Annotated in this window: 24 protein-coding genes; 17 read left to right on the top strand and 7 right to left on the bottom strand. The window is 66.3% G+C overall.

Annotation, left to right across the window (positions count from 1 at the left end; genetic code table 11):
- Nucleotides 1-59 precede the first annotated feature (59 nt).
- The 3 genes from TEP_RS12010 to parE form a co-directional block, all read right to left on the bottom strand.
- Nucleotides 60-1,556: a S10 family peptidase gene (locus tag TEP_RS12010; RefSeq protein WP_132825426.1), complete on the bottom strand. Its 1,497-nt coding sequence runs from the start codon at nt 1,554-1,556 to the stop codon at nt 60-62.
- 98 nt (nt 1,557-1,654) lie between these two features.
- Nucleotides 1,655-2,233: a GNAT family protein gene (locus TEP_RS12005; RefSeq protein WP_059063745.1), complete on the bottom strand. Its 579-nt coding sequence runs from the start codon at nt 2,231-2,233 to the stop codon at nt 1,655-1,657.
- 293 nt (nt 2,234-2,526) lie between these two features.
- The gene (gene parE / locus TEP_RS12000; RefSeq protein ID WP_132825425.1) at nt 2,527-4,416 is read right to left on the bottom strand and encodes a DNA topoisomerase IV subunit B; all 1,890 of its coding nucleotides are present in this window, start codon (nt 4,414-4,416) and stop codon (nt 2,527-2,529) included.
- Between the two features lie 160 nt (nt 4,417-4,576).
- On the opposite strand from parE, the gene TEP_RS11995 reads away from it, so the two are divergent.
- The 10 genes from TEP_RS11995 (at nt 4,577) to truD (ending at nt 12,471) form a co-directional block, all read left to right on the top strand.
- Complete coding sequence (locus tag TEP_RS11995; protein ID WP_025878895.1) at nt 4,577-4,810, top strand: hypothetical protein; 234 nt, start codon at nt 4,577-4,579, stop codon at nt 4,808-4,810.
- A 400-nt stretch (nt 4,811-5,210) separates the two neighbouring features.
- Nucleotides 5,211-6,875: a CTP synthase gene (locus tag TEP_RS11990; RefSeq protein WP_132825424.1), complete on the top strand. Its 1,665-nt coding sequence runs from the start codon at nt 5,211-5,213 to the stop codon at nt 6,873-6,875.
- A gap of 88 nt (nt 6,876-6,963) precedes the next feature.
- The gene (gene kdsA / locus TEP_RS11985) at nt 6,964-7,794 is read left to right on the top strand and encodes a 3-deoxy-8-phosphooctulonate synthase (protein WP_012510652.1); all 831 of its coding nucleotides are present in this window, start codon (nt 6,964-6,966) and stop codon (nt 7,792-7,794) included.
- Nucleotides 7,791-8,138, top strand: coding sequence for a hypothetical protein (locus tag TEP_RS11980; protein WP_132825423.1), 348 nt, complete (start codon nt 7,791-7,793; stop codon nt 8,136-8,138). The genes kdsA and TEP_RS11980 overlap by 4 nt, the downstream gene beginning before the upstream one ends.
- On the top strand, nt 8,138-8,470 hold the full coding sequence (locus TEP_RS11975; protein WP_132825422.1) for a hypothetical protein: 333 nt from the start codon (nt 8,138-8,140) through the stop codon (nt 8,468-8,470). Before TEP_RS11980 ends, TEP_RS11975 begins: the two co-directional genes overlap by 1 nt.
- Nucleotides 8,471-8,567: 97 nt before the next feature.
- Nucleotides 8,568-9,860 carry a phosphopyruvate hydratase gene (gene eno, locus TEP_RS11970; protein ID WP_132825421.1) on the top strand — a complete coding sequence of 431 codons (1,293 nt, stop codon included), beginning with the start codon at nt 8,568-8,570 and terminating at the stop codon, nt 9,858-9,860.
- A gap of 4 nt (nt 9,861-9,864) precedes the next feature.
- A complete protein-coding gene (gene ftsB, locus TEP_RS11965; protein WP_025878900.1) occupies nt 9,865-10,215 on the top strand; it encodes a cell division protein FtsB in 351 nt (116 codons plus the stop codon).
- Nucleotides 10,212-10,910 carry a 2-C-methyl-D-erythritol 4-phosphate cytidylyltransferase gene (gene ispD / locus TEP_RS11960; protein ID WP_033830799.1) on the top strand — a complete coding sequence of 233 codons (699 nt, stop codon included), beginning with the start codon at nt 10,212-10,214 and terminating at the stop codon, nt 10,908-10,910. The genes ftsB and ispD overlap by 4 nt, the downstream gene beginning before the upstream one ends.
- Nucleotides 10,911-10,945: 35 nt before the next feature.
- Nucleotides 10,946-11,443, top strand: a complete 498-nt coding sequence (gene ispF / locus TEP_RS11955; RefSeq protein ID WP_025878902.1) for a 2-C-methyl-D-erythritol 2,4-cyclodiphosphate synthase — start codon at nt 10,946-10,948, stop codon at nt 11,441-11,443.
- Complete coding sequence (truD, locus tag TEP_RS11950) at nt 11,440-12,471, top strand: tRNA pseudouridine(13) synthase TruD (protein ID WP_132825420.1); 1,032 nt, start codon at nt 11,440-11,442, stop codon at nt 12,469-12,471. The genes ispF and truD overlap by 4 nt, the downstream gene beginning before the upstream one ends.
- Nucleotides 12,472-12,708: 237 nt before the next feature.
- Here the strand turns inward: truD and TEP_RS11945 are convergent, their stop codons facing one another.
- Nucleotides 12,709-13,248: a Smr/MutS family protein gene (locus tag TEP_RS11945; protein ID WP_132825419.1), complete on the bottom strand. Its 540-nt coding sequence runs from the start codon at nt 13,246-13,248 to the stop codon at nt 12,709-12,711.
- A gap of 209 nt (nt 13,249-13,457) precedes the next feature.
- On the opposite strand from TEP_RS11945, the gene surE reads away from it, so the two are divergent.
- From surE to TEP_RS11925, 4 genes are read left to right on the top strand one after another with little or no spacing between them, the layout of a single operon-like run.
- Nucleotides 13,458-14,237, top strand: a complete 780-nt coding sequence (surE, locus tag TEP_RS11940; RefSeq protein WP_025878905.1) for a 5'/3'-nucleotidase SurE — start codon at nt 13,458-13,460, stop codon at nt 14,235-14,237.
- Nucleotides 14,234-14,911, top strand: coding sequence for a protein-L-isoaspartate(D-aspartate) O-methyltransferase (locus tag TEP_RS11935; protein ID WP_025878906.1), 678 nt, complete (start codon nt 14,234-14,236; stop codon nt 14,909-14,911). The genes surE and TEP_RS11935 overlap by 4 nt, the downstream gene beginning before the upstream one ends.
- 19 nt (nt 14,912-14,930) lie before the next feature.
- A complete protein-coding gene (locus tag TEP_RS11930; RefSeq protein WP_025878907.1) occupies nt 14,931-15,545 on the top strand; it encodes a DedA family protein in 615 nt (204 codons plus the stop codon).
- Nucleotides 15,542-16,324, top strand: a complete 783-nt coding sequence (locus TEP_RS11925) for a peptidoglycan DD-metalloendopeptidase family protein (RefSeq protein WP_132825418.1) — start codon at nt 15,542-15,544, stop codon at nt 16,322-16,324. The genes TEP_RS11930 and TEP_RS11925 overlap by 4 nt, the downstream gene beginning before the upstream one ends.
- A 316-nt stretch (nt 16,325-16,640) precedes the next feature.
- Here TEP_RS11925 and TEP_RS11920 read toward each other — a convergent pair whose 3' ends face one another.
- Together TEP_RS11920 and yhbY are read right to left on the bottom strand one after the other, a co-directional pair.
- The gene (locus tag TEP_RS11920; protein ID WP_132825417.1) at nt 16,641-17,015 is read right to left on the bottom strand and encodes an Mth938-like domain-containing protein; all 375 of its coding nucleotides are present in this window, start codon (nt 17,013-17,015) and stop codon (nt 16,641-16,643) included.
- A 12-nt stretch (nt 17,016-17,027) separates the two neighbouring features.
- The gene (gene yhbY, locus TEP_RS11915; RefSeq protein WP_025878910.1) at nt 17,028-17,333 is read right to left on the bottom strand and encodes a ribosome assembly RNA-binding protein YhbY; all 306 of its coding nucleotides are present in this window, start codon (nt 17,331-17,333) and stop codon (nt 17,028-17,030) included.
- 64 nt (nt 17,334-17,397) lie between these two features.
- On the opposite strand from yhbY, the gene rlmE reads away from it, so the two are divergent.
- The 3 genes from rlmE (at nt 17,398) to TEP_RS11900 (ending at nt 20,321) form a co-directional block, all read left to right on the top strand.
- Nucleotides 17,398-18,030 (top strand): 23S rRNA (uridine(2552)-2'-O)-methyltransferase RlmE, encoded by a 633-nt coding sequence (gene rlmE, locus TEP_RS11910; RefSeq protein ID WP_008265654.1) that lies wholly within the window; start codon nt 17,398-17,400, stop codon nt 18,028-18,030.
- 66 nt (nt 18,031-18,096) lie between these two features.
- Nucleotides 18,097-20,034, top strand: a complete 1,938-nt coding sequence (gene ftsH, locus TEP_RS11905) for an ATP-dependent zinc metalloprotease FtsH (protein WP_165933922.1) — start codon at nt 18,097-18,099, stop codon at nt 20,032-20,034.
- 98 nt (nt 20,035-20,132) lie between these two features.
- Complete coding sequence (locus TEP_RS11900) at nt 20,133-20,321, top strand: hypothetical protein (RefSeq protein WP_025878913.1); 189 nt, start codon at nt 20,133-20,135, stop codon at nt 20,319-20,321.
- Nucleotides 20,322-20,790: 469 nt separating this feature from the next.
- Here the strand turns inward: TEP_RS11900 and TEP_RS19775 are convergent.
- The coding region (locus TEP_RS19775) for an IS3 family transposase (RefSeq protein WP_165933921.1) at nt 20,791-20,905 on the bottom strand (115 nt) is incomplete at its 5' end.

Below are 20,905 nucleotides of genomic sequence, written 5' to 3'. Positions count from 1 at the left end.
CCGTTGATCTTGCCGTTGCTGTCAGCGGGTGCCGGGCCGCAGGCCCGGCCCACACCCCCTCAATTGCGCTGGAACAGCGCCTGCACATCCCTGCGGAACGCCGCCTGGCTGTCAGCCCGGCTGTAGAACATGTGCCCGCCCGGATAGCTGCGCACCTGCACGCGGTCCGGGTTGCTGCCCATCGTCGGCATCTGGTCCACCGTCAGGATCGAGCCCATGAACGGGCAGGACAGGTCGTTCCAGCCATGCACGATCAGCACCTGTAGGTGCGGGTCGATCGCCACGGCCTGGCGCAGCTGGGTCACCGCACCTTCGCGCAGGTCACCATTGCGATCCCACAGACGGTTCACGTCGTAGTTCAGCGCCTGGTAGCGCGCATCCACCTTCCAGCCGACCTCGCGGGTAACGAAGTCGACCATCGCGGTGGTGGTCGGGGCGATGATGCTGTCCAGCAGCGGATCGTTGGCGCGCTGCTCCGGATCGTTCGGGAACGGATCGAACGCAGTGACGTTGGAATCGTAGCGGCTGCCCAGCGTGCCCTTGTCGCGGAACACCTCACGCAGGTAGGCCTGGGTTTCCAGGCGACCGCCGGCGCGGCGCACGAACTGCAGGTCCAGCCCGGTGAGCTCGGTCACCCGGCGCAGCATCGCCTCGGTCGCCTGCGGATCGCTGCGGCCCTTCATCAGCGCGGTGGCGTAGTCACCGCGGGTGTACTCGACCACCTCGCGCATCGCCGCGTCGGTTAGCTTGCCTTGGCGTTCCAGGTGCGCGGCAGCGATCGACGGCAGGGTCTGCATCCACGCCATCGGCGAGACATCGGCGTTGTCTTCCAGGGTCGGGCTCAGGTAAGGCGACACCAGCACCAGGCCGTTCATCGCTACGCCCAGGCGCGTCTGCAGGAAGTGGGTGATGCGCGGGCCGCGATAGCCGCCATAGCTCTCGCCGGTCAGGTACTTGCGCGAGGCCATGCGCTGGTTGCGCAGTAGCCAGTCGTAGATCGTGCGCGAGAGGTACTCGACATCGGCGCTGGGCGTATACAGCTGCTTCTTCGCCTCCTCATCGCCGATGCGGGCACGGCTGAAGCCGGTTCCCACCGGATCGATGAACACCAGGTCGGTGAAGTCCAGCCAGGTGCCGGGATTGTCGTGCAGCTTCGCCGGCGCCGATGCGCTGTCGCCTTCCGAACCGAAGGTCACCACCTTCGGGCCGATGGCGCCCAGGTTGAGGTACACCGAGGACGCGCCGGGGCCGCCATTGAGCGCGAAGGTCACCGGCCGGTCCTTGCCCGGCATCGTGTAGGCGGTAAACACCACATCGGCGATCACCTTGCCCTTCGCATCGCGTACCGGCAGGGTGCCGACGGTGGCGGTGTAGTCGAGGGTGCGGCCCGCCAAACGCATGCTCTGGCGAGCCGACGCATCGGCCGGCAGGGGCGCGGCTTCGGTCTTTTCTTCCTTCGTTTCGGAGGCGCCGTCAGCAGCAGGCGCGGCCAGCACGCAGGCAGGGGCGATCAGCAGGCCGACGCAGAGCGCGGCAGAGTGCAGCAGGAACTTCATGGCACCGGAACGGCAGCGGAAGGGACCCCGATGCTAGGGCGGGGTGCCGCGCACCGTATGTGTCCAAAGGCATGGGCCGGCGTTGTGGCCTGATCCGGTCAAGCGACGGTGGCTGAGCGCACCGCGTCGTCGGCCAGCAGTCCGTACACGGCCGAGTCGGCCAGTTCACCCTGGATACGCCAACGCTGCCGCAGCAGGCCTTCGCGGTGGAAGCCCAGGCGTTCGAGCACGTGTGCCGAGGCGTGGTTGCGTGGATCGATCTCCGCTTCCACCCGGTGCAGTTGCAGGGTGTTGAACAGATAGGCCAGCACCTGCTGCAGCGCTTCATGCATGTAGCCGTGGCCCTGCCTGCCAGGTGCCAGCAGATAGCCGATTTCCGCGCGCGCCGCGTCCCGATCCAGGGCAAACACCACGCAGATGCCCAGCAGCGGGCCGTCCACCGATTCGCGCAGGGCCAGCTTCAATTGCGTGCCGGTGGCCTGTGCAGCCAGGTCGTCGTCGATCTGCGCACGTGCTTCGGCCGGACGCGTCCACGCCGGGTGGTTCCACCAATGCATCACGTCCGGGTCGGACTGCAGGGCGAACAGGGCCGCGGCGTCATCGCGGCGAATGGGGCTCAGCACCAGGCGCGCGCTGTGCAGCGGCAGCCCGGGGAACAGCAACGAGTTGGCGGGCAATGGGGTCGTCCACGCGGATGAACGCGCATTATGGACCCGCAGGGTTTGCCGATGGCGGCCGATCCAATGGCCCGGTAGTGCCGGCCGCTGGCCGGCAGCACGAAGAGGTCCGGTAGTGCCGGCCGCTGGCCGGCAACCCAGGTATCCCGCTGGTTCACGAAAAGCAGCCGGCCAGCGGCCGACACTACCGGAATCAGACTTCCAGCGAAGCCAGATCGCCCGCGCCGACTAAGCAATGCCCGCACGGCGAGGTTGGGGCCGTCGCCACGGCCCCGTGCAATGACGCACCGGAATCAGACTTCCAGCGAAGCCAGATCGCCCTTGCTCTCCAGCCAGCCCTTGCGGTCCGACGCGCGCTTCTTGGCCAGCAGCATGTCCATCAGTGAATGGGTCTGCTCGCCATCGTCGATGGTCAACTGCACCAGGCGACGGGTGTCCGGATGGATGGTGGATTCACGCAACTGCGGCGGATTCATCTCGCCCAGGCCCTTGAAGCGGGTCACGTTGATGGCGCCCTTGATCTTCTCGCGTTCGATCTTGTCCAGCATCGAGCGCTTTTCTTCCTCATCCAGGGCGTAGAACACCTGCTTGCCCACGTCGATGCGGAACAGCGGCGGCATCGCCACGAACACGTGGCCGGCATCGACCAGCGCCGGGAAGTGCTTCAGGAACAGTGCGGTCAGCAGCGTTGCGATATGCAGGCCGTCGGAGTCGGCGTCGGCCAGGATGATCACCTTGCCGTAGCGCAGGCCGCTGATGTCTTGCTTGCCCGGGTCACAGCCGATGGCCACCGCCAGGTTGTGCACTTCCTCCGAGGCCAGCACGCTGTTGGAGGACACTTCCCAGGTGTTGAGGATCTTGCCGCGCAGCGGCAGGATCGCCTGGAAATCCTTGTCGCGGGCCTGCTTGGCGCTGCCGCCTGCCGAGTCGCCCTCGACCAGGAAAAGCTCGGTGCGCGACAGGTCCTGGCTGATGCAGTCGGCCAGCTTGCCGGGCAGGGCGGGGCCCTGGGTGACCTTCTTGCGGACGACCAGCTTCTCGGTCTTCAGGCGCGCACTGGCGCGCTCGATGGCGATCTGCGCGATCTTCTCGCCCAGCTCCACGTTCTGGTTCAGCAGCAGGCTGAACGCATCGTGCGCGGCACCTTCAACGAAACCGGCGGCCTGGCGCGAGGACAGGCGTTCCTTGGTCTGGCCGCTGAACTGCGGGTCGGTCATCTTCAGCGACAGCACGAACGACACGCGGTCCCACACGTCTTCCGGGGCCAGCTTGACGCCGCGCGGCAACAGGTTGCGGAAGTCGCAGAACTCGCGCAGCGCTTCGGTCAGGCCGGTGCGCAGGCCGTTGGCGTGGGTGCCGTGCTGTGCGGTGGGAATCAGGTTGACGTAGCTTTCCTGCACCAGCTCGCCTTCCGGCAGCCAGGCCACGGCCCAGTCCACGATCTCGGTGTCTTTCTTCAGGTTGCCCACGAACAGGTCGGCCGGCAGCGACTCGCGATCGCCCAGCTCCAGCTTCAGGTAATCGCGCAGACCGTCTTCGTAGTACCAGGTGTCGACCTCGCCGGTGGCTTCGTCGGTCAGCTTGACGGTCAGGCCCGGGCACAGCACGGCCTTGGCGCGCAGCAGGTGCTTGAGCGCGCGCACGGCGAACTTGGGCGTATCGAAGTACTTCGGGTCCGGCCAGAAGCGCAGGCGGGTACCGGTGTTCTTCTTGCCGACGGTGCCGACCACTTCCAGCGGCGAGGCGCGGTCGCCGTTGCGGAAGGTGATGCGGTGTTCGGCACCGTCGCGCTTGATGTGGATTTCCACCAGGGTCGACAGCGCGTTGACGACGCTGACGCCGACGCCATGCAGGCCGCCGGAGAAGGTGTAGTTGTTGTTGTTGAACTTGCCGCCGGCATGCAGGCGGGTCAGGATCAGCTCGACGCCCGGGATCTTCTCTTCCGGATGGATGTCCACCGGCATGCCGCGGCCGTCATCGCTGACCTCCACGCTGCCGTCCTTGAACAGGGTGATCTCGATCGAGCGGGCATGGCCGGCGAGGGCCTCGTCCACCGAGTTGTCGATCACTTCCTGCGCCAGGTGGTTCGGGCGCGCGGTGTCGGTATACATGCCGGGGCGGCGCTTGACCGGGTCAAGGCCGGACAGGACTTCAATATCGGCGGCGTTATAGCGGGCGTTCATCTGTCTTCGAAAGCGTGGAGCGACGGGCAAGTGTGCGGTCTGGACCGGGAATTTGCACGCCTGCGGTTCAGCCTCGTTGGCGGGGAGGGGGTAAAATGGCAACCGCTGGAACCGAACACCGGCGCCCCCCACATCCGAGCCATACCGCGAGGAGGACTCCATGAAGAAGTTGCTGACCATTGCGATCCTGGCTGCCGCCGCTGTTGCAGTGCCGATGGTGCTGGCGCAGAACGCCGGCCAGCCTGCTCCGCAGCAGGGTGACCAGGCCGACAAGGCGCAGTCCGAAGCCGAGGCCAAGGCCAAGCGCCGCGCGCAGGCCAATGCCGAGATGAAGGCCAAGGGCCAGCCGGTGCCGCAGCAGGAAGAAGAGGAAGAGGCACGCAAGAAGAAGTAATTCTTCTGCCCTTCGAGGCCCTTGCCACAAGGGTTTCCCCCTCGAACGCCCCGCCCAGCGGGGCGTTTCTTTTTGCCGATGGCGCCATCTGCCCCTTGGGTTGGCGGCCATCTATCTGTAAACTATGGCTTTCCGGGAGTAAGTGCGTGTCCACCATTTGCGAATGGGCTGGCACGGCCAAGCGTGGCCTCCAGCAAAGCGGGTCGCAGGTGACGGTCGAAGTGACCGGCACGGCCGCCCCGACCTCGCAGGGTGGTTCCCCGCTGGCGCATTGCGCTGGCCGGGCCCGCACCTCCCTCGCTGCTCCAGCGAACCGGAAAACCCCCTTTCTGCTCCACGCCCGCCCCCCGGGCAGGCGTGGCGCTGCCGTTTTCCATTTCCAGACAGGATGCTTGCAGCCATGACTCCCTTGATTTTCGTAACCGGCGGCGTGGTGTCCTCGCTCGGCAAAGGTATTGCCGCCGCGTCACTGGCCGCCATTCTCGAAGCGCGTGGCCTGAAGGTCACGATGATGAAGCTCGATCCGTACATCAACGTCGACCCGGGCACCATGAGCCCGTTCCAGCACGGTGAGGTGTATGTCACCGACGACGGCGCCGAAACCGATCTCGACCTGGGCCACTACGAGCGCTTCGTGCGCACCCGCCTGAGCCGCAAGAACTCGGTCACCACTGGCCGCATCTACGAAGAGGTGATCCGCAAGGAGCGCCGTGGCGACTACCTGGGCGCGACCGTGCAGGTCATTCCGCACATCACCGACGAGATCCGTCGCTGCATGGACGAAGCCACCGAGGGCTTCGACGTGGCCCTGGTGGAGATCGGCGGCACCGTCGGCGACATCGAATCGCTGCCGTTCCTGGAGGCGATCCGCCAGGTGCGCACCGAGCGCGGCCCGGAAAAAGCACTGTTCATGCACCTCACCCTGGTGCCGTACATCGCCGCGGCGGGCGAGCTGAAGACCAAGCCGACCCAGCACTCGGTGAAGGAACTGCGCTCGATCGGCATCCAGCCGGACGTGCTGCTGTGCCGTTCGGAACAGCCGGTACCGGATTCGGAGCGTCGCAAGATCGCCCAGTTCACCAACGTCTCCGAGCGCGCGGTGATCAGCGTGCCCGACGTCGATGTGCTGTACCGCATTCCGATGGGCCTGCACGCACAGTGCCTGGACGAGATTGTCATCAACCAGCTGAAGCTGGCCGACAAGGCCGGCCCGGCCGACCTGTCGATGTGGGAAGACGCCGTCGATGCCACCCTGCATCCGCTGGATGCGGTGACCATCGCGGTGGTCGGCAAGTACATCGACCACCAGGATGCCTACAAGTCGGTCGGCGAAGCGCTCAAGCACGGTGGCCTGCGCCAGCGCACCAAGGTCACCCTGAAGTGGCTGGAAGCGCAGGACCTGGAAGGCAGCGACATGTCCGCGCTGGCCGATGTCGACGGCATCCTGGTGCCGGGTGGTTTCGGCGACCGTGGCTTCGAAGGCAAGGTGCTCACCTCGCAGTACGCCCGTGAGCACAAGGTGCCGTACTTCGGCATCTGCTACGGCATGCAGGCTGCGGTGGTCGACTACGCGCGCCACGTGGTGGGCCTGGAAGACGCCAACAGCACCGAGAACGATCGCCAGTCGCCGAACCCGGTGATCGGCCTGATCACCGAATGGCGCACGGCCACCGGCGACGTGGAAAAGCGTGACGACAAGAGTGACCTGGGCGGCACCATGCGCCTGGGCCTGCAGGAGCAGCGCCTGAAGCCGGGCACGCTGGCCCGCGAGCTGTACGGCAAGGACGTGGTCGCCGAGCGGCACCGCCACCGTTACGAGTTCAACAACCGCTACCGCACCCAGCTGGAAGACGCCGGCCTGGTGATCGCCGGCAAGTCGATGGACGACACCCTGGTGGAAGTGGTTGAACTGCCGCGCGACCAGCACCCGTGGTTCCTGGCCTGCCAGGCGCACCCGGAATTCCTGTCCACCCCGCGTGATGGCCACCCGCTGTTCATCGGCTTCATCCGTGCCGCGCGCGAGCGCAAGGCCGGTGGCAAGCTGCTGCAGGAAGTGCGCGCCTGACTTGTCATGGGGGCCGCAGGCCCCCATCTTGCTCGCTTCAACCCCAGCGCACCGGTACTGCCGGTGTAGCGGACAACAAGGAAACGCCATGAAACTGTGTGGATTCGAGGTCGGGCTGGACCAGCCCCTGTTCCTGATCGCCGGCCCCTGCGTGATCGAGTCGATGCAGCTGCAGCTGGATACCGCCGGCAAGCTGAAGGAAGTGACCGACAGGCTCGGTGTGAACTTCATCTTCAAGTCCAGCTTCGACAAGGCCAACCGCACCTCCGGCACGGCCTTCCGTGGCCCGGGCATGGAAGAGGGCCTGAAGGTGCTGGCCGAGGTCAAGAAGCAGATCGGCGTGCCGGTGCTGACCGACGTGCACGAATACACCCCGATGGATGAAGTGGCCTCGGTGGTGGACGTGCTGCAGACCCCGGCGTTCCTGGTCCGCCAGACCGACTTCATCCGCAAGGTGTGCTCGGCCGGCAAGCCGGTCAACATCAAGAAGGGCCAGTTCCTGGCGCCGTGGGACATGAAGCCTGTCGTCGAGAAGGCCAAGGCCACCGGCAACGAGCAGATCATGGTCTGCGAGCGTGGCGCCAGTTTCGGCTACAACAACCTGGTCAGCGACATGCGTTCGCTGGCGGTGATGCGCGATACCGGCTGCCCGGTTGTGTTCGACGCCACCCATTCGGTGCAGTTGCCGGGCGGGCAGGGCACCAGTTCCGGCGGCCAGCGCGAGCATGTGCCGGTGCTGGCGCGTGCCGCGGTTGCCGTGGGCATCTCCGGCCTGTTCGCCGAAACCCATCCGGACCCGTCCAAGGCGCTGTCCGACGGCCCCAACGCGTGGCCGCTGGACCAGATGGAAGCCCTGCTCGAGACCCTGATGGAGCTCGACGCGGTGACCAAGAAGCACGGCTTCTCGCGCTTCGCGTGAGCCAGCACCCGCAGGCGGCGCTGGAGATCCAGCGTCGTCGCCGGCACTGGCGGCAGTGGCCGTGGGGTCCGATCGCACTTGGCCTGGCTTTGCTGTCGGTGTCGGGTGTATTCGCCATCGGCATGCTGTTCGGTGCCGGCATGCGCCCGTCGAGTGCCGGCGGTCCGGTGGTGAACCTGTTGCCCTTCGTCATCGCCTTGGCGGTGGCTGAAGCGCTGACCATTTCCGCAGGGTTCTTCGCCGCGGTGCTCGGCTGGCGCCTGAACCGGGGCAGGGTGACCGCTGCACTGGCGATGGTTTTGCTGTCGCTGTGGGCGGGCATCCTGCTGCGCGATCTTCTTTGATGAATACGATCCCTGAACCCTCGCGCAGCTGGCCGTGGGGCCTGGTCGCCCTGTTGCTGTCGGTGCTCGCCTGGGGCGGCTTGCTCGTGGGCGTGCTGGCCTTCGCCGCCAGCTTCCGTCCGCCGGGGGATGGCAACAACGGCGTGCAGGCCGTGCAGTACTGGATGCTGGGCGCGCTGGTCACGCTGGTGCTGTCCTTCGTGGGCAGCCTGGTGGCGATGGTGATGGCCTGGCGACGTCGGCGCGGGCCGGTGTGCGCGACCATTGCCGGTGCCCTGCTGGTGATGCTGGTGTCGCTGCTGCTGATCGTGATCGGGTCCAGCTGGGGCTGATGCCCATCACGCCATTTGGCAAGTGAGGGGTAGCCGGGGATAATCACGCGGCATTCGTTTTTGTCGCCCCCTCTCCATACAGGTAACCGGCCCGACCATGAGTACGATCCGCAGCATCCATGCCCGTGAAATCCTCGACAGCCGTGGCAACCCCACGCTGGAAGCCGAAGTCACCCTGGAGGACGGTTCGTTCGGTCGCGCCGCGGTTCCCTCCGGCGCCTCGACCGGCACCAAGGAAGCGGTGGAGCTGCGTGACGGCGACAAGACCCGTTACCTCGGCAAGGGCGTGTGCAAGGCTGTCGACAACGTCAACGGCGCCATCGCCAACGCACTGAAGGGCTTCGAGGCTACCGACCAGGCCGGCCTGGACCGTCGCCTGATCGATCTGGATGGCACCGAGAACAAGGGCCGCCTGGGTGCCAACGCACTGCTGGGTGTTTCCATGGCCGCCGCGCACGCCGCCGCTGCCTCCAGCAAGCAGGCACTGTGGCAGTACCTGGCCGCCAAGACCGGCGCGACCCCGTCGCTGCCGGTGCCGATGATGAACATCATCAACGGCGGCGCGCACGCCGACAACAACGTCGATTTCCAGGAGTTCATGGTGCTGCCGGTCGGCTTCACCTCGTTCTCCGAAGCGCTGCGTGCCGGTACCGAAATCTTCCATTCGCTGAAGTCGGTGCTGAAGGGCCACGGCCTGAGCACGGCGGTGGGCGACGAAGGCGGCTTCGCGCCGGACTTCCGCAGCAACGTCGAAGCGCTGGACACCATCCTCGAAGCCATCGGCAAGGCCGGCTACACCGCCGGTGAAGACGTGCTGCTGGGCCTGGACGTAGCCTCCAGCGAATTCTTCGAGAACGGCAAGTACAACCTGGTCGGCGAGAACAAGCGCCTGACCTCCGAGCAGTTCGTCGACTTCCTGGCCGACTGGGCCGCGCAGTACCCGATCATCACCATCGAAGACGGCCTGGCCGAGAACGACTGGGCGGGCTGGAAGCTGCTGACCGATCGCATCGGCAAGAAGGTGCAGCTGGTCGGCGACGATCTGTTCGTCACCAATCCGAAGATCTTCCAGGAAGGCATCGATTCGGGCACCGCCAACGCGATCCTGATCAAGGTCAACCAGATCGGTACCCTCAGCGAAACGCTGGAAGCGATCGCCATGGCCGACCGTGCCGGCTACGCCGCCGTTGTCTCGCACCGTTCGGGTGAAACCGAGGACACCACCATCGCCGACATTGCGGTGGCAACCACCGCCACCCAGATCAAGACCGGCTCGCTGTGCCGCAGTGATCGCGTGGCCAAGTACAACCAGCTGCTGCGCATCGAGGAAGCCCTCGGTGCCGGCGCGCGTTACGCTGGTCGTGACGCGTTCGTGTCGCTGAAGCGCTGAGCCGATGCGCGACTGGCGCTGGCTGCTGTTGTTGCTGGCCCTGCTGCTGGCATGGCTGCAGTACCGTTTCTGGTTCGGCCCGGGCAATTCGGGTGAAGTGATGATGCTCGAAGCCCAGGTCGCCAACCAGGAGCGGGACAATGACGGTCTGCAGCAGCGCAACGATGCGCTTGCTGCCGAAGTGAAGGACCTCAAGGAAGGCCAGTCCGCCATCGAAGAACGCGCGCGCAGCGAGCTGGGCATGATCAAGCCCGGTGAGAAGTTCTATCGCGTCGTGGAAGATGCACCGACGCGCCCGGCGCAGCCTGCGCCGGTTGCGGCCCCGGCCGGTGACCATCCGGCGGACGTGCCATGAGCGCGGCGATCTGGGTGGTTGTTCCGGCCGCCGGGCGCGGCACGCGTTTTGGTGCGCCGTTGCCCAAGCAGTACCTGCAGGCGGGCGGGCAGACCCTGCTCGCCCACACCCTGGACGCACTGCTGGCACACCCGGCCGTGGCCGGGGCGATGGTGGTGATCGGTGCGGACGATGCCGATTGGCCGGGCTGGAGCGAATGGGCCGGCAAACCGGTGCTGACCTGCACCGGTGGCGCCACCCGCGCCGCCTCGGTGCTGGCGGGGCTGCAGGCACTGCCGGACAGCGTGCGTGCCGATGAATTCGTGCTGGTGCATGACGCGGCGCGTCCGAACCTGTCGCAGGCCGATCTTGGCCGCCTGCTGGAAGTGGGCCGCACCGATCCGGTCGGCGCCATCCTGGCCGCGCCGGTACGTGACACGCTCAAGCGTGCTGGCGACGACGGTGGCATCGACGGCACCGAGCCACGTGAGCGCCTGTGGCGCGCACTGACGCCGCAGCTGTTCCGCCGCCACCAGCTGATCCGCGCACTGTCCGAGGCCGCTGCCGCCGGTATCGATGTGACCGACGACGCCATGGCCATGGAGCGCCAGGGCCAGCGCCCGCTGCTGGTGGAAGGCAGCGAGGACAACTTCAAGGTCACCACGCCGGCCGATCTCGATCGTTTCGAATTCGTACTCTCCCGCCGCGCCGGCTGACCCGCCCGCGCGGCCCTGCTGCAAGGGCTGCATCCATGAGCACCTCCCCGTTCCCGCCCGTCCGTATCGGCCAGGGCTACGACGTCCATGCCTTCGGTGAAGGCGACCACATCATGCTCGGTGGCATCGCGGTGCCGCACAGCTGCGGCGTGCTTGCGCACAGCGACGGCGACGTCATCCTGCACGCGTTGTGCGACGCCATGCTCGGTGCGATCGCGCTGGGTGACATCGGCCAGCACTTCCCGCCCACTGACGACCGCTGGAAGGGCGCGGACAGCAGCGAGTTCGTGCGCCATTGCGATGGCCTGCTGCGCGAGCGCGGCTGGCGTGTCGGCAACACCGACATCACCGTGATCTGCGAACGGCCCAAGGTCGGCCCGCATGCGCTGGCCATGCGCGAGCGCATCGGTGAACTGTTGCAGCTGCCGTTGGATGCAGTGAGCGTCAAGGCCACCACGTCCGAGAAGCTGGGCTTCACCGGCCGTGGCGAAGGCATCGCTGCGCAGGCGGTCGTGCTGCTGGTGGCCGCATGATCCCGTTGCCGCTCGCGTTCGGTGCGCCGCTGCTGCAGGCGCGCATCCGCACCACGCCGGAAGATTTCCAGGTCGATGAGTTGCCCGCTTTCGAGGCGACCGGTGAAGGCGAGCATCTGCTGCTGCATATCCGCAAGCGTGGCGCCAATACGGTGCACGTGGCCAAGGTCCTGGCCAAGTGGGCGGGCCTGCCGGAAATGGCGGTCAGCTATGCCGGCATGAAGGATCGCAACGCGGTCACCAGCCAGCGTTTCAGCGTACATCTGCCCAAGCGCGTCGCGCCCGATCTGGCCGAGCTGGCCAGTGACGAGATCGAGGTGATCGACTCCACCTGGCACAACCGCAAGCTGCAGCGCGGTGCGCTGGCGGGCAACCGCTTCAGGCTGGTGCTGCGCGATGTGCAGGGTGACGCGGCGGCAATCGACGAGCGCCTGCAGCAGATCGCCGCGCGTGGCCTGCCGAACTGGTTCGGCGAGCAGCGCTTCGGTCGTGATGGTGGCAATGTGCCGGCCGCGCTGGCGATGTTCGGTGGTCGCCGCATGCGCAAGGACCAGCGTTCGCTGCTGCTGTCGGCGGCGCGTTCGGCCTTGTTCAACCGCGTGCTTGCTGCACGCGTGGAGCAGGGCAGCTGGGACCAGCCGCTGCAGGGCGAAGTGTGGATGCTGGATGGCAGCCGCAGCGTATTCGGCCCCGAGCCCTACAGCGACGTGCTGGCCGAGCGCCTGGCGCGCTTCGACATCCACCCCAGTGCTCCGTTGTGGGGCGAGGGTGAGCTGCGCAGCAGCGACGCCGCCCGTGAGCTGGAACTGGCAGCGCTGGATGATGATGAATCAAAGGCGCTGCGCACCGGTCTGGAAGAGGCGCGGCTGAAGCAGGAGCGGCGCGCGCTGCGGCTGCGTCCGGCGCTGCGGCAGCACCAGTGGCTGGCCGCTGACGTACTGGAATTGTCCTTCGCGCTGCCGCCAGGCTGCTATGCCACTGCGGTCCTGCACGAGCTCGGCCCGGTCGAAGACGCGTCGCAGGCCTGACGGAAATGGTGGCGGAGGCGAAGAGCATCCACGCATGGCGCGGATCTACTTTCCTCCGCCCGCCACAGTAGATCCACGCCATGCGTGGATGGGCCGTCAGTAGATCCACGCCATGCGTGGATGGGCCGTCAGTAGATCCACGCCATGCGTGGATGGGCCGTCAGTAGATCCACGCCACGCGTGGATGGGCCGTCAGTAGATCCACGCCATGCCTGGATGAATCCCACCGGCAGAACGTCAGCGCCGCGCCAGCAGCACCAGCATGGCGCCGGTCCCGCCTTGCCCGGTCGGGGCGGAATGGAACGCCAGCACGTCGTTACGCAGGCGCAGCATGCGGTCCACCAGGTTCTTCAGAACCGGCGCACTGCCATCGGACTGCAGGCCCTTGCCGTGGATGATGCGCACGCAGCCGTACTCGTGGGCGTGCGCCTCCAGCAGGAACTGGCGCAGCATCATCTCGGCCTGCGCGGCGGTGGCGCCGTGCAGGTCCAGTTCGTCCTGCACCGAGTACTGTCCGCGCTTCAGGCGCTGGAACAGGCGTGGCGGCAGGTTGTCACGCCGGTAGCTGGCAACGTCGCCCGCTTCCAGCGGCGCGTTGTCGCGCAGCAGCCGGGCGAACTCACCGGCGGCTTCCGCGTCGTCGCGCTCGGCCATGCGCGCACGCGGCCTGGGCCGCGGCGCGGCAGGCGCGGGCTCCACTTCCTTGCGCAGCGGCGTCACTTCGCCGATGGCTGCCCGGAACAATGCAGCCGGATCTTCGTCTTCAGGGTGCGACATGCGCACAGGTTAAACCGCCTGCGCGGGTCTGCCTATGACCGTTGGATGTCGGCCGTGACCGCAGACAGGGTAGGACCCAGCGCCCGCTTGCGGCACAATAGTCGGCGCACTTGCGCAGCTGCCGCTTCCCTGGAGGAGACGGGCCGGCTTCGCCCACGTTGCAAGGTGACGGGATCGAATTCTTGGAAAATCAAGCGGTTAAATCGAAGATGCGCATCCTGGTCAGCAATGATGATGGTGTCGACGCGGCGGGCATCCGGATGCTTGCATCCGTGCTGCGCGAGGCCGGGCACGAAGTCACGGTGGTCGCACCCGACCGCGACCGCTCCGGTGCCAGCAATTCGCTGACCCTGGATCTGCCGATCCGGCTCAAGCGCATCGACCACTACACCGTGTCGGTGGCCGGCACGCCCACCGACTGCGTGCACCTTGCGCTGACCGGCCTGCTCGAATTCGAGCCTGACATTGTCGTGTCCGGTATCAACAATGCCGCCAACCTCGGCGACGACGTGATCTATTCCGGCACCGTCTCGGCGGCGATGGAAGGTCGTTTCCTCGGTCTGCCCGCTGTTGCGGTGTCGCTGGTGACCCGCAATCACGACCCCAAGCACTTCGAGACGGCGGCGCGTGCCGCAGTAGAAATTGTTGCCCGCCTCAAGGCCGATCCGCTGCCGGCCGACACCATCCTCAACGTCAATGTGCCGGACCTGCCGTGGAGCGAGGTCAAGGGCTTCGAAGTCACCCGCCTGGGCAACCGCCATCGCGCCGAAGGCTGCATCGCGCAGAAAGACCCGCGCGGCAACGAGGTGTACTGGATCGGTCCGGCCGGCCGCGAGCAGGATTCCGGCCCGGGCACCGATTTCCATGCGGTGCGCACGGGCCACATTTCGATTACCCCGATCCAGGTTGACCTGACCCGCTACCAGGCACTGGAAAAGGTCGCCAGCTGGGTCGGCGGCCTCAGCGCAGCGCTGGACCGGCCGGCATGAGCCCACGCCTGCGCCTGCAACCGGAAGCAGTCGGCATCGGCATGACATCGCAGCGCGTGCGCGACCGCCTGGTCGACCGCCTGCGCGAAGCCGGCATTGTCGACGAGTCGACGCTGAACGCGATCCGGGTGGTGCCGCGGCACCTGTTCATCGATGAGGCCCTGGCCTCGCGCGCATATGAAGACACCGCGCTGCCGATCGGCCACGGCCAGACCATTTCCCAGCCGTGGGTGGTCGCGCGGATGACCGAGGCCGTGCTGCAGGTGGCACCGAAGAAGGTGCTCGAAGTGGGTACCGGCTCGGGCTACCAGGCCGCCGTGCTCGGTGCGCTGGGGCTGGAGGTCTATACCGTCGAGCGCATCGGTGACCTGCTGCGGCAGGCGCGCAAGCGCTTCCGCGCGCTGGGCATGAACATCCGTACCAAGCACGACGATGGCCGCGTGGGCTGGGCCGAGCATGGTCCGTTCGACGCCATCGTGGTTACCGCCGCCGCACCGGCACTGGTCGATGCGCTGGTCGAGCAGCTGGCCGCAGGTGGCCGCCTGGTTGCCCCGGTCGGTGGCGCGGGCGCACAGTCGCTGGTGCAGCTGGACCGCAAGGATGACGGCAGCATCGAACAACGCGTGCTGGCGCCGGTCACCTTCGTGCCGCTGCTGTCTGGCATGCTCGATTGAATCCACGGAGCAGGGTTGCATGAAGATTTTCGGGCCGCTGTACGAGCGGGCGATGAAGTGGGCCGCGCATGAGCGCGCGCCAACCTATCTGATGGTGCTGAGCTTTTTCGAAGCCATCATCTTCCCGGTGATGCCGGAAGTGATGCTGGCGCCGATGTGCGTGGCCCAGCCCAAGCGCGGCTGGTGGTTCGCCACCCTCAGCCTGGCCGGCTCGATGGTCGGCGCGCTGATCGGCTACGCGCTGGGCCACTATGCATTCGAAGCGGTCAAGCCGGTGTTCGAGGCGCTGGGCATGCTGCCGGCGATCGAGCAGGGCATTGCTACCGTGCAGGCCAAGATGGTGGAGTCGCCCTGGGCGGTGTTCACCTTCCTGGTGCTGGGCGGCTTCATGCCGATTCCGATGAAGGTCTTCACGTGGGCATCGGGTATCGTCGGCGTGCCGATGCCGCAGTACCTGTTGAGCATGTTGATCGGTCGTGGCAAGCGCGTGTTCGTGCTGGCTGCGGTCATCCGTATCGGTGGTGCGCGCGCCGAAGCTGCGCTGCGCCGATGGATTGAACCGCTGGGCTGGATCGCCACCGCGTTGGTGGTGGTGCTGATCGCCTGGCTTGTATGGAGGTCGAAGTTCGCATGAGTGCAGATCGTCTGAGCAAGGGAGTGCGCATCGGCGCGCTGGCGTTGCTGGTATCCACCCTGGCCGCCTGTGGCACCGCCACCGTGGTCCGGCCCAGTGGCGGCGGCAGTGGCGTCAGCACGCCGAAGACGTCGGTGCCCAAGCCGGGGCAGACGGTGGTCGTGCGCAAGGGCGACACCATCTATGCGCTGGCCCGCATCCACGACATCACGCCGGCCGACCTGATCGCCTGGAACAGCCTGGACAACCCGTCGACCATTTACCCGGGGCAGGTGATCCGCCTGTATCCGGCCGGTTCCGGTGGCGGCCGTGCGCCGACCACCGTGGTCACCGCGCCGCGTCCGGCTGGCAGCACGTCTGGCGGCAGTACCGCGCCGACGCCGGGTCCGGCCGGCCCGGTCAAGAGCAACATCGCCTGGCGCTGGCCGGCCGATGGCGCAGTCGTGGGCCGCTACGTGGCCGGCGATGCGACCAAGCAGGGCGTGGACATCGCCGGCACCAGCGGTGCACCGGTAAAGGCCACGGCCAATGGCGTGGTGGTGTATTCCGGCGCCGGCCTGGTCGGCTATGGCGAGCTGATCATCATCAAGCACAGCGACCAGTGGCTGTCGGCCTATGGCCACAACCGCAAGCGCCTGGTCAATGAAGGGCAGAGCGTGAAGGCCGGCGAGCAGATCGCCGAGATGGGCCGCACCGGCGCCAACCGGGACATGCTGCACTTCGAGATCCGCTACAACGGCAAGCCGGTCGACCCGCAGCAGTATCTGCCGGCGCGCTAGCGCGGGCAGATACGGGTAGCGCCGGGCCATGCCCGGCGGTTGTACGCCGCAACGCAGCGCTGCTCGAGCGTAGGCTCGGACGCTTACAGATGCGGCCATTGCCTTGCGCGTGTAAAGCCGCGCCGTGCTCGGCCGCCTTTCGACCCGCCGCAACAGTATCTGCCGGCGCGCCAGCGCGGGCAGATACGGGTAGCGCCGGGCCATGCCCGGCGGCTGTACGCCGCAACGCAGCGCTGCCCGAGCATGGGCTCGGACGCTTACATATGCGCAACGTGTGTTTCAGGTAGCGCCGGGCCATGCCCGGCGGCCTCGGGCCTCAGCCTTCCAGGATGAAGGCGGCCGCCACCTTGCGGCCTTCGCCGGCAAGGATGTTGAAGGTGCGCGCGGCGGCCGGATTGTTCATCACTTCCAGGCCGATGCCGCGTGACAGGCAGGCGGCCATGACGACCGCCGGCGGGAACGCCTGGCGCTCGCCGGTGCCGAGCAGTATCAACGCCGGCTTCAGTGCCAGGATCGGCTCCAGGTCCGCCAGTCGCAGCGCCGTGACGTCGGTCACCGGCCACTGTTCGACCAGCTGGTCGGGGGTCAGGAAAAAGCTGTTGCCCAGAACGCGATCATTCACCCGTGCCGAGCGACCGTCAGCGGCGCGCAGGCTGTAGGCGTAGTCGGGCAGTTCGTGGTTCAGCTGCATGGCAGGTTCCGATCAGCCGCGCGGCAGCACGATCTGGCGGTGTTCCTTGCTCGGGCGATACAGCACGGCCACATGGCCGATACGCTGCACCAGCGCACTGTCGGTGGCCTGCACGATCTCGCCGATCATCACGTCGCGGGCGTCACGGTCTTCGGCGGCAACCTTCACCTTGACCAGTTCGTGGCGTTCCAGCACTTCGTTCAGCTCGGTCAGGAAGGCTGGAGTGACGCCCTTGCCGCCGGTCTGCAGCAGGGCCTTCAGGTCGTGGGCTTGGCCGCGCAGGAAACGGGTCTGGGAAGGGGTCAAGGCAGTGGGCATGCAGAAAACACGGTTGAATGGGACGATCAGGGTATCATGGCGACCCCATCAGCCCCTATTTCCAATGGCTACCCGCAGCAAAAGCAGCCAGCGCTGGCTCAAGGAACACTTCTCCGATCCCTTCGTGAAGAAGGCCCAGGCCGAAGGCATGCGCTCCCGTGCGGCCTACAAGCTTGAAGAACTGCTCGAACGTGACCGGCTGCTGAAGCCGCACATGGTGGTGGTCGACCTCGGCGCGGCCCCGGGTGGCTGGTCTCAGCAGGTGCGGAGACAGATTGGCGATACCGGCCGCGTGCTGGCCCTGGACATCCTGGACATGCCGCCGCTGGCCGGCGTGGAGTTCCTTCACGGTGACTTCAGGGAAGAAACCGTCCTATCGCAGTTTGAAGCCATGCTCGGGGATCAGCCGGTAGACCTTGTTCTGTCGGACATGGCCCCCAATAAGAGTGGTGTGGGCGCGGTCGACCAGCCGCGGATGATGCACCTGGCGGAGCTGGCGCTGGATTTTGCCGACAACCACCTCAAGACCGGTGGGGCGTTCCTGATCAAGCTGTTCCAGGGCGAAGGCTTTGACGACTACGTGCGTGAGATGCGCCGCCGGTACGACAAGGTCTCCATCCGCAAGCCGGAAGCCTCGCGCAAGCGCTCTCCCGAGGTGTATGCCTTGGGTCAGGGAAAACGCGCCCACATGAAGTAAGCTCGACCCCGTAAGCTCGACCCCAACGCAACACCAGCACTGAGAGGAACACCGGAGCCAATGAGGATGAACGACTTGACCAAGAACCTCCTGCTATGGGTGGTCGTCGCCGTCGTGCTGATGGTGGTCTTCCAGAGCTTCTCGCCCAAGACCTCCGGGGCCGGGGCGCAGGGCGCTTCGTATTCGCAGTTCCTGGACCAGGTGGACACCGGCAACGTGCAGAAGGTCGCCTTTGGCGGCGATACGCGCGGCGGTACCAGCCAGATCACCTACACCACCCGTGGTGGACAGTCGTCCACCATCACCGCGCCGTTCGATCGTGACCTGATCAACGTGCTGCGCACCAAGAACGTCGAGATCGTGCAGGAAGAGCCGTCCAGCGGCATCTCCCTCGGTGCGATCCTGATGAATTTCCTGCCGGTCATCCTGATCATCGGCTTCTGGCTGTTCATCATGCGGCAGATGCAGGGTGGTGGCGGCGGTGCCAAGGGCGCAATGTCCTTCGGCAAGTCGCGCGCCAAGCTGCAGGGCGAAGACCAGATCAAGGTCACCTTCGCCGACGTTGCCGGTTGCGACGAGGCCAAGGAGGAAGTTGGCGAACTGGTCGACTTCCTGCGTGACCCGTCCAAGTTCACCAAGCTCGGCGGCAAGATCCCCCGCGGCGTGCTGATGGTCGGCCCTCCGGGTACCGGCAAGACGTTGCTGGCCAAGGCCATCGCCGGTGAAGCCAAGGTGCCGTTCTTCTCGATCTCCGGTTCGGATTTCGTGGAAATGTTCGTCGGCGTCGGCGCCAGCCGTGTGCGCGACATGTTCGAGCAGGCCAAGAAGCACGCACCGTGCATCATCTTCATCGATGAAATCGACGCCGTCGGTCGCCACCGTGGTGCCGGCCTGGGCGGCGGTCATGACGAGCGCGAGCAGACCCTGAACCAGCTGCTGGTCGAGATGGACGGTTTCGAAGGCGGCGAAGGCGTGATCGTGATCGCCGCTACCAACCGCCCTGACGTGCTGGACCCGGCGCTGCTGCGTCCGGGCCGCTTCGACCGCCAGGTGGTGGTCGGCCTGCCGGACGTGAAGGGCCGCGAGCACATCCTCAAGGTGCACATGCGCAAGCTGCCGCTGGCCGACGACGTCGTGCCGATGGTGATCGCGCGTGGTACCCCGGGCTTCTCCGGTGCCGACCTGGCCAACCTCTGCAACGAGGCCGCCCTGTTCGCCGCCCGTGGCAACGAGAAGGAGGTCCGCATGGACCACTTCGATCGTGCCCGCGACAAGATCCTGATGGGTGCCGAGCGCCGCTCGATGGCCATGAGCGAGGAGGAGAAGACCCTCACCGCCTACCATGAAGCCGGCCATGCCATCGTTGGCCGCCTGGTGCCGGAACATGACCCGGTCTACAAGGTCACGATCATTCCGCGCGGCCGTGCGCTGGGCGTGACCATGTACCTGCCGGAAGGCGACAAGTACTCGATGAACCGCGTGGCGATCCAGTCGCAGCTGTGCTCGCTGTATGGTGGCCGCGTGGCGGAAGAACTGATCTTCGGTACCGACAAGGTCACCACCGGTGCGTCCAATGACATCGAGCGTGCCACCAAGATGGCCCGCAACATGGTTACCAAGTGGGGCCTGTCCGAGCAGCTCGGCCCGATCGCCTATGGCGAAGAGGACGATGAGGTGTTCCTGGGGCGTTCGGTGACCCAGCACAAGAGCGTGTCCAACGACACTGCCCGTCGCATCGACGAGGGAGTACGCAACATCCTCGACAAGGCGTACGCCCGCACCACCGAGCTGCTGACCGAGAACATCGACAAGCTGCACACGATGTCGCAGCTGCTGTTGCAGTACGAAACCATCGATGCGCCGCAGATCGACGCGATCATGGAAGGGCGTGATCCGCCGCCGCCGATGGGCTGGAGCAAGTCCAGCAAGGATGGCGGCAACAACGACAAGGGCGGTGATGCCCGTCCGTTGCCGCCGATCGCCGGTCCGGCCGAATCGATCTGACGGCCTGCCGTACGCAATGCAAGACGAGGCCGGGGCAACCCGGCCTTGTTGTTTCCGGGCTCCGGCCCATCCGATCCCGACCGTCCGCTGGAGTCCGCATGTCCGCCCCCAAGCCTGAACCGATTTCCCACACCGCCGAGATGGTCATCGCCACCGTAGTCGGCGTCGCTGTCGGCCTGACCGTGGACAATCTGCTGCTCGGCTGTGGCGTGGGTATCGCTGTGGGTATCCTGCTGAGCATCATCAAGACGCTGTACGTCGACCGGAAGCGTCGCCGGCAGCGGTGAGGTTTGCCGGCAGGGCGGCGCCCTGCACCCGCAGAGGCGGTAGTGCCGGCCGCTGGCCGGCAACCTCAACAGCAAAAGTAACTGCGGCATTCTGTGGGATGGCGGGGTGGGTCCGGTTGCGGGGGGCGCTGCAAGTACGTCCATGTAAGCTCGGTCGCCGCATCCATGCGGCTCACGCCCCCGCAATCGGACCCACCCCGCCTTCGACAGTTTCCCGGTGGCCGGTAGATCCACGCCATGCGTGGATGAATCTCCATCGGAATCGAATATNTCGACAATTGAACGAAGAGCATCCACGCACGGCGTGGATCTACGTGTCGACCAAGGTCGACACCTACCAACAGCAGCCCAGCAGCAGCGGGAAATTGTCGAAGGCGGGTCGGTGTCGGATTGCGGGGTGTCCGCGGCATGGATGCCGCGGCCAAGCCCCCATGGTGAAGTGACCCCTTAAAGTTGGACAGTTGGGGGGTCAGGCAGCCAGCGCGACCTGTTCCCGGTACTTTACCGGGCTCAGGCCCTTTAGTTTCAGTCGGATACGGTCTTCGTTGTAGTACCGGATGTACTCCACCAGTCCGGCTTCCAGA

Origin of the sequence: Stenotrophomonas sp. TEPEL, assembly GCF_004348785.1 — a bacterium.
In the GTDB taxonomy this organism is placed as follows: domain Bacteria; phylum Pseudomonadota; class Gammaproteobacteria; order Xanthomonadales; family Xanthomonadaceae; genus Stenotrophomonas; species Stenotrophomonas indicatrix.
The sequence above is the reverse complement of the archived record's forward strand: the minus strand, read 5'-3'. Positions and strand labels throughout refer to the sequence as shown.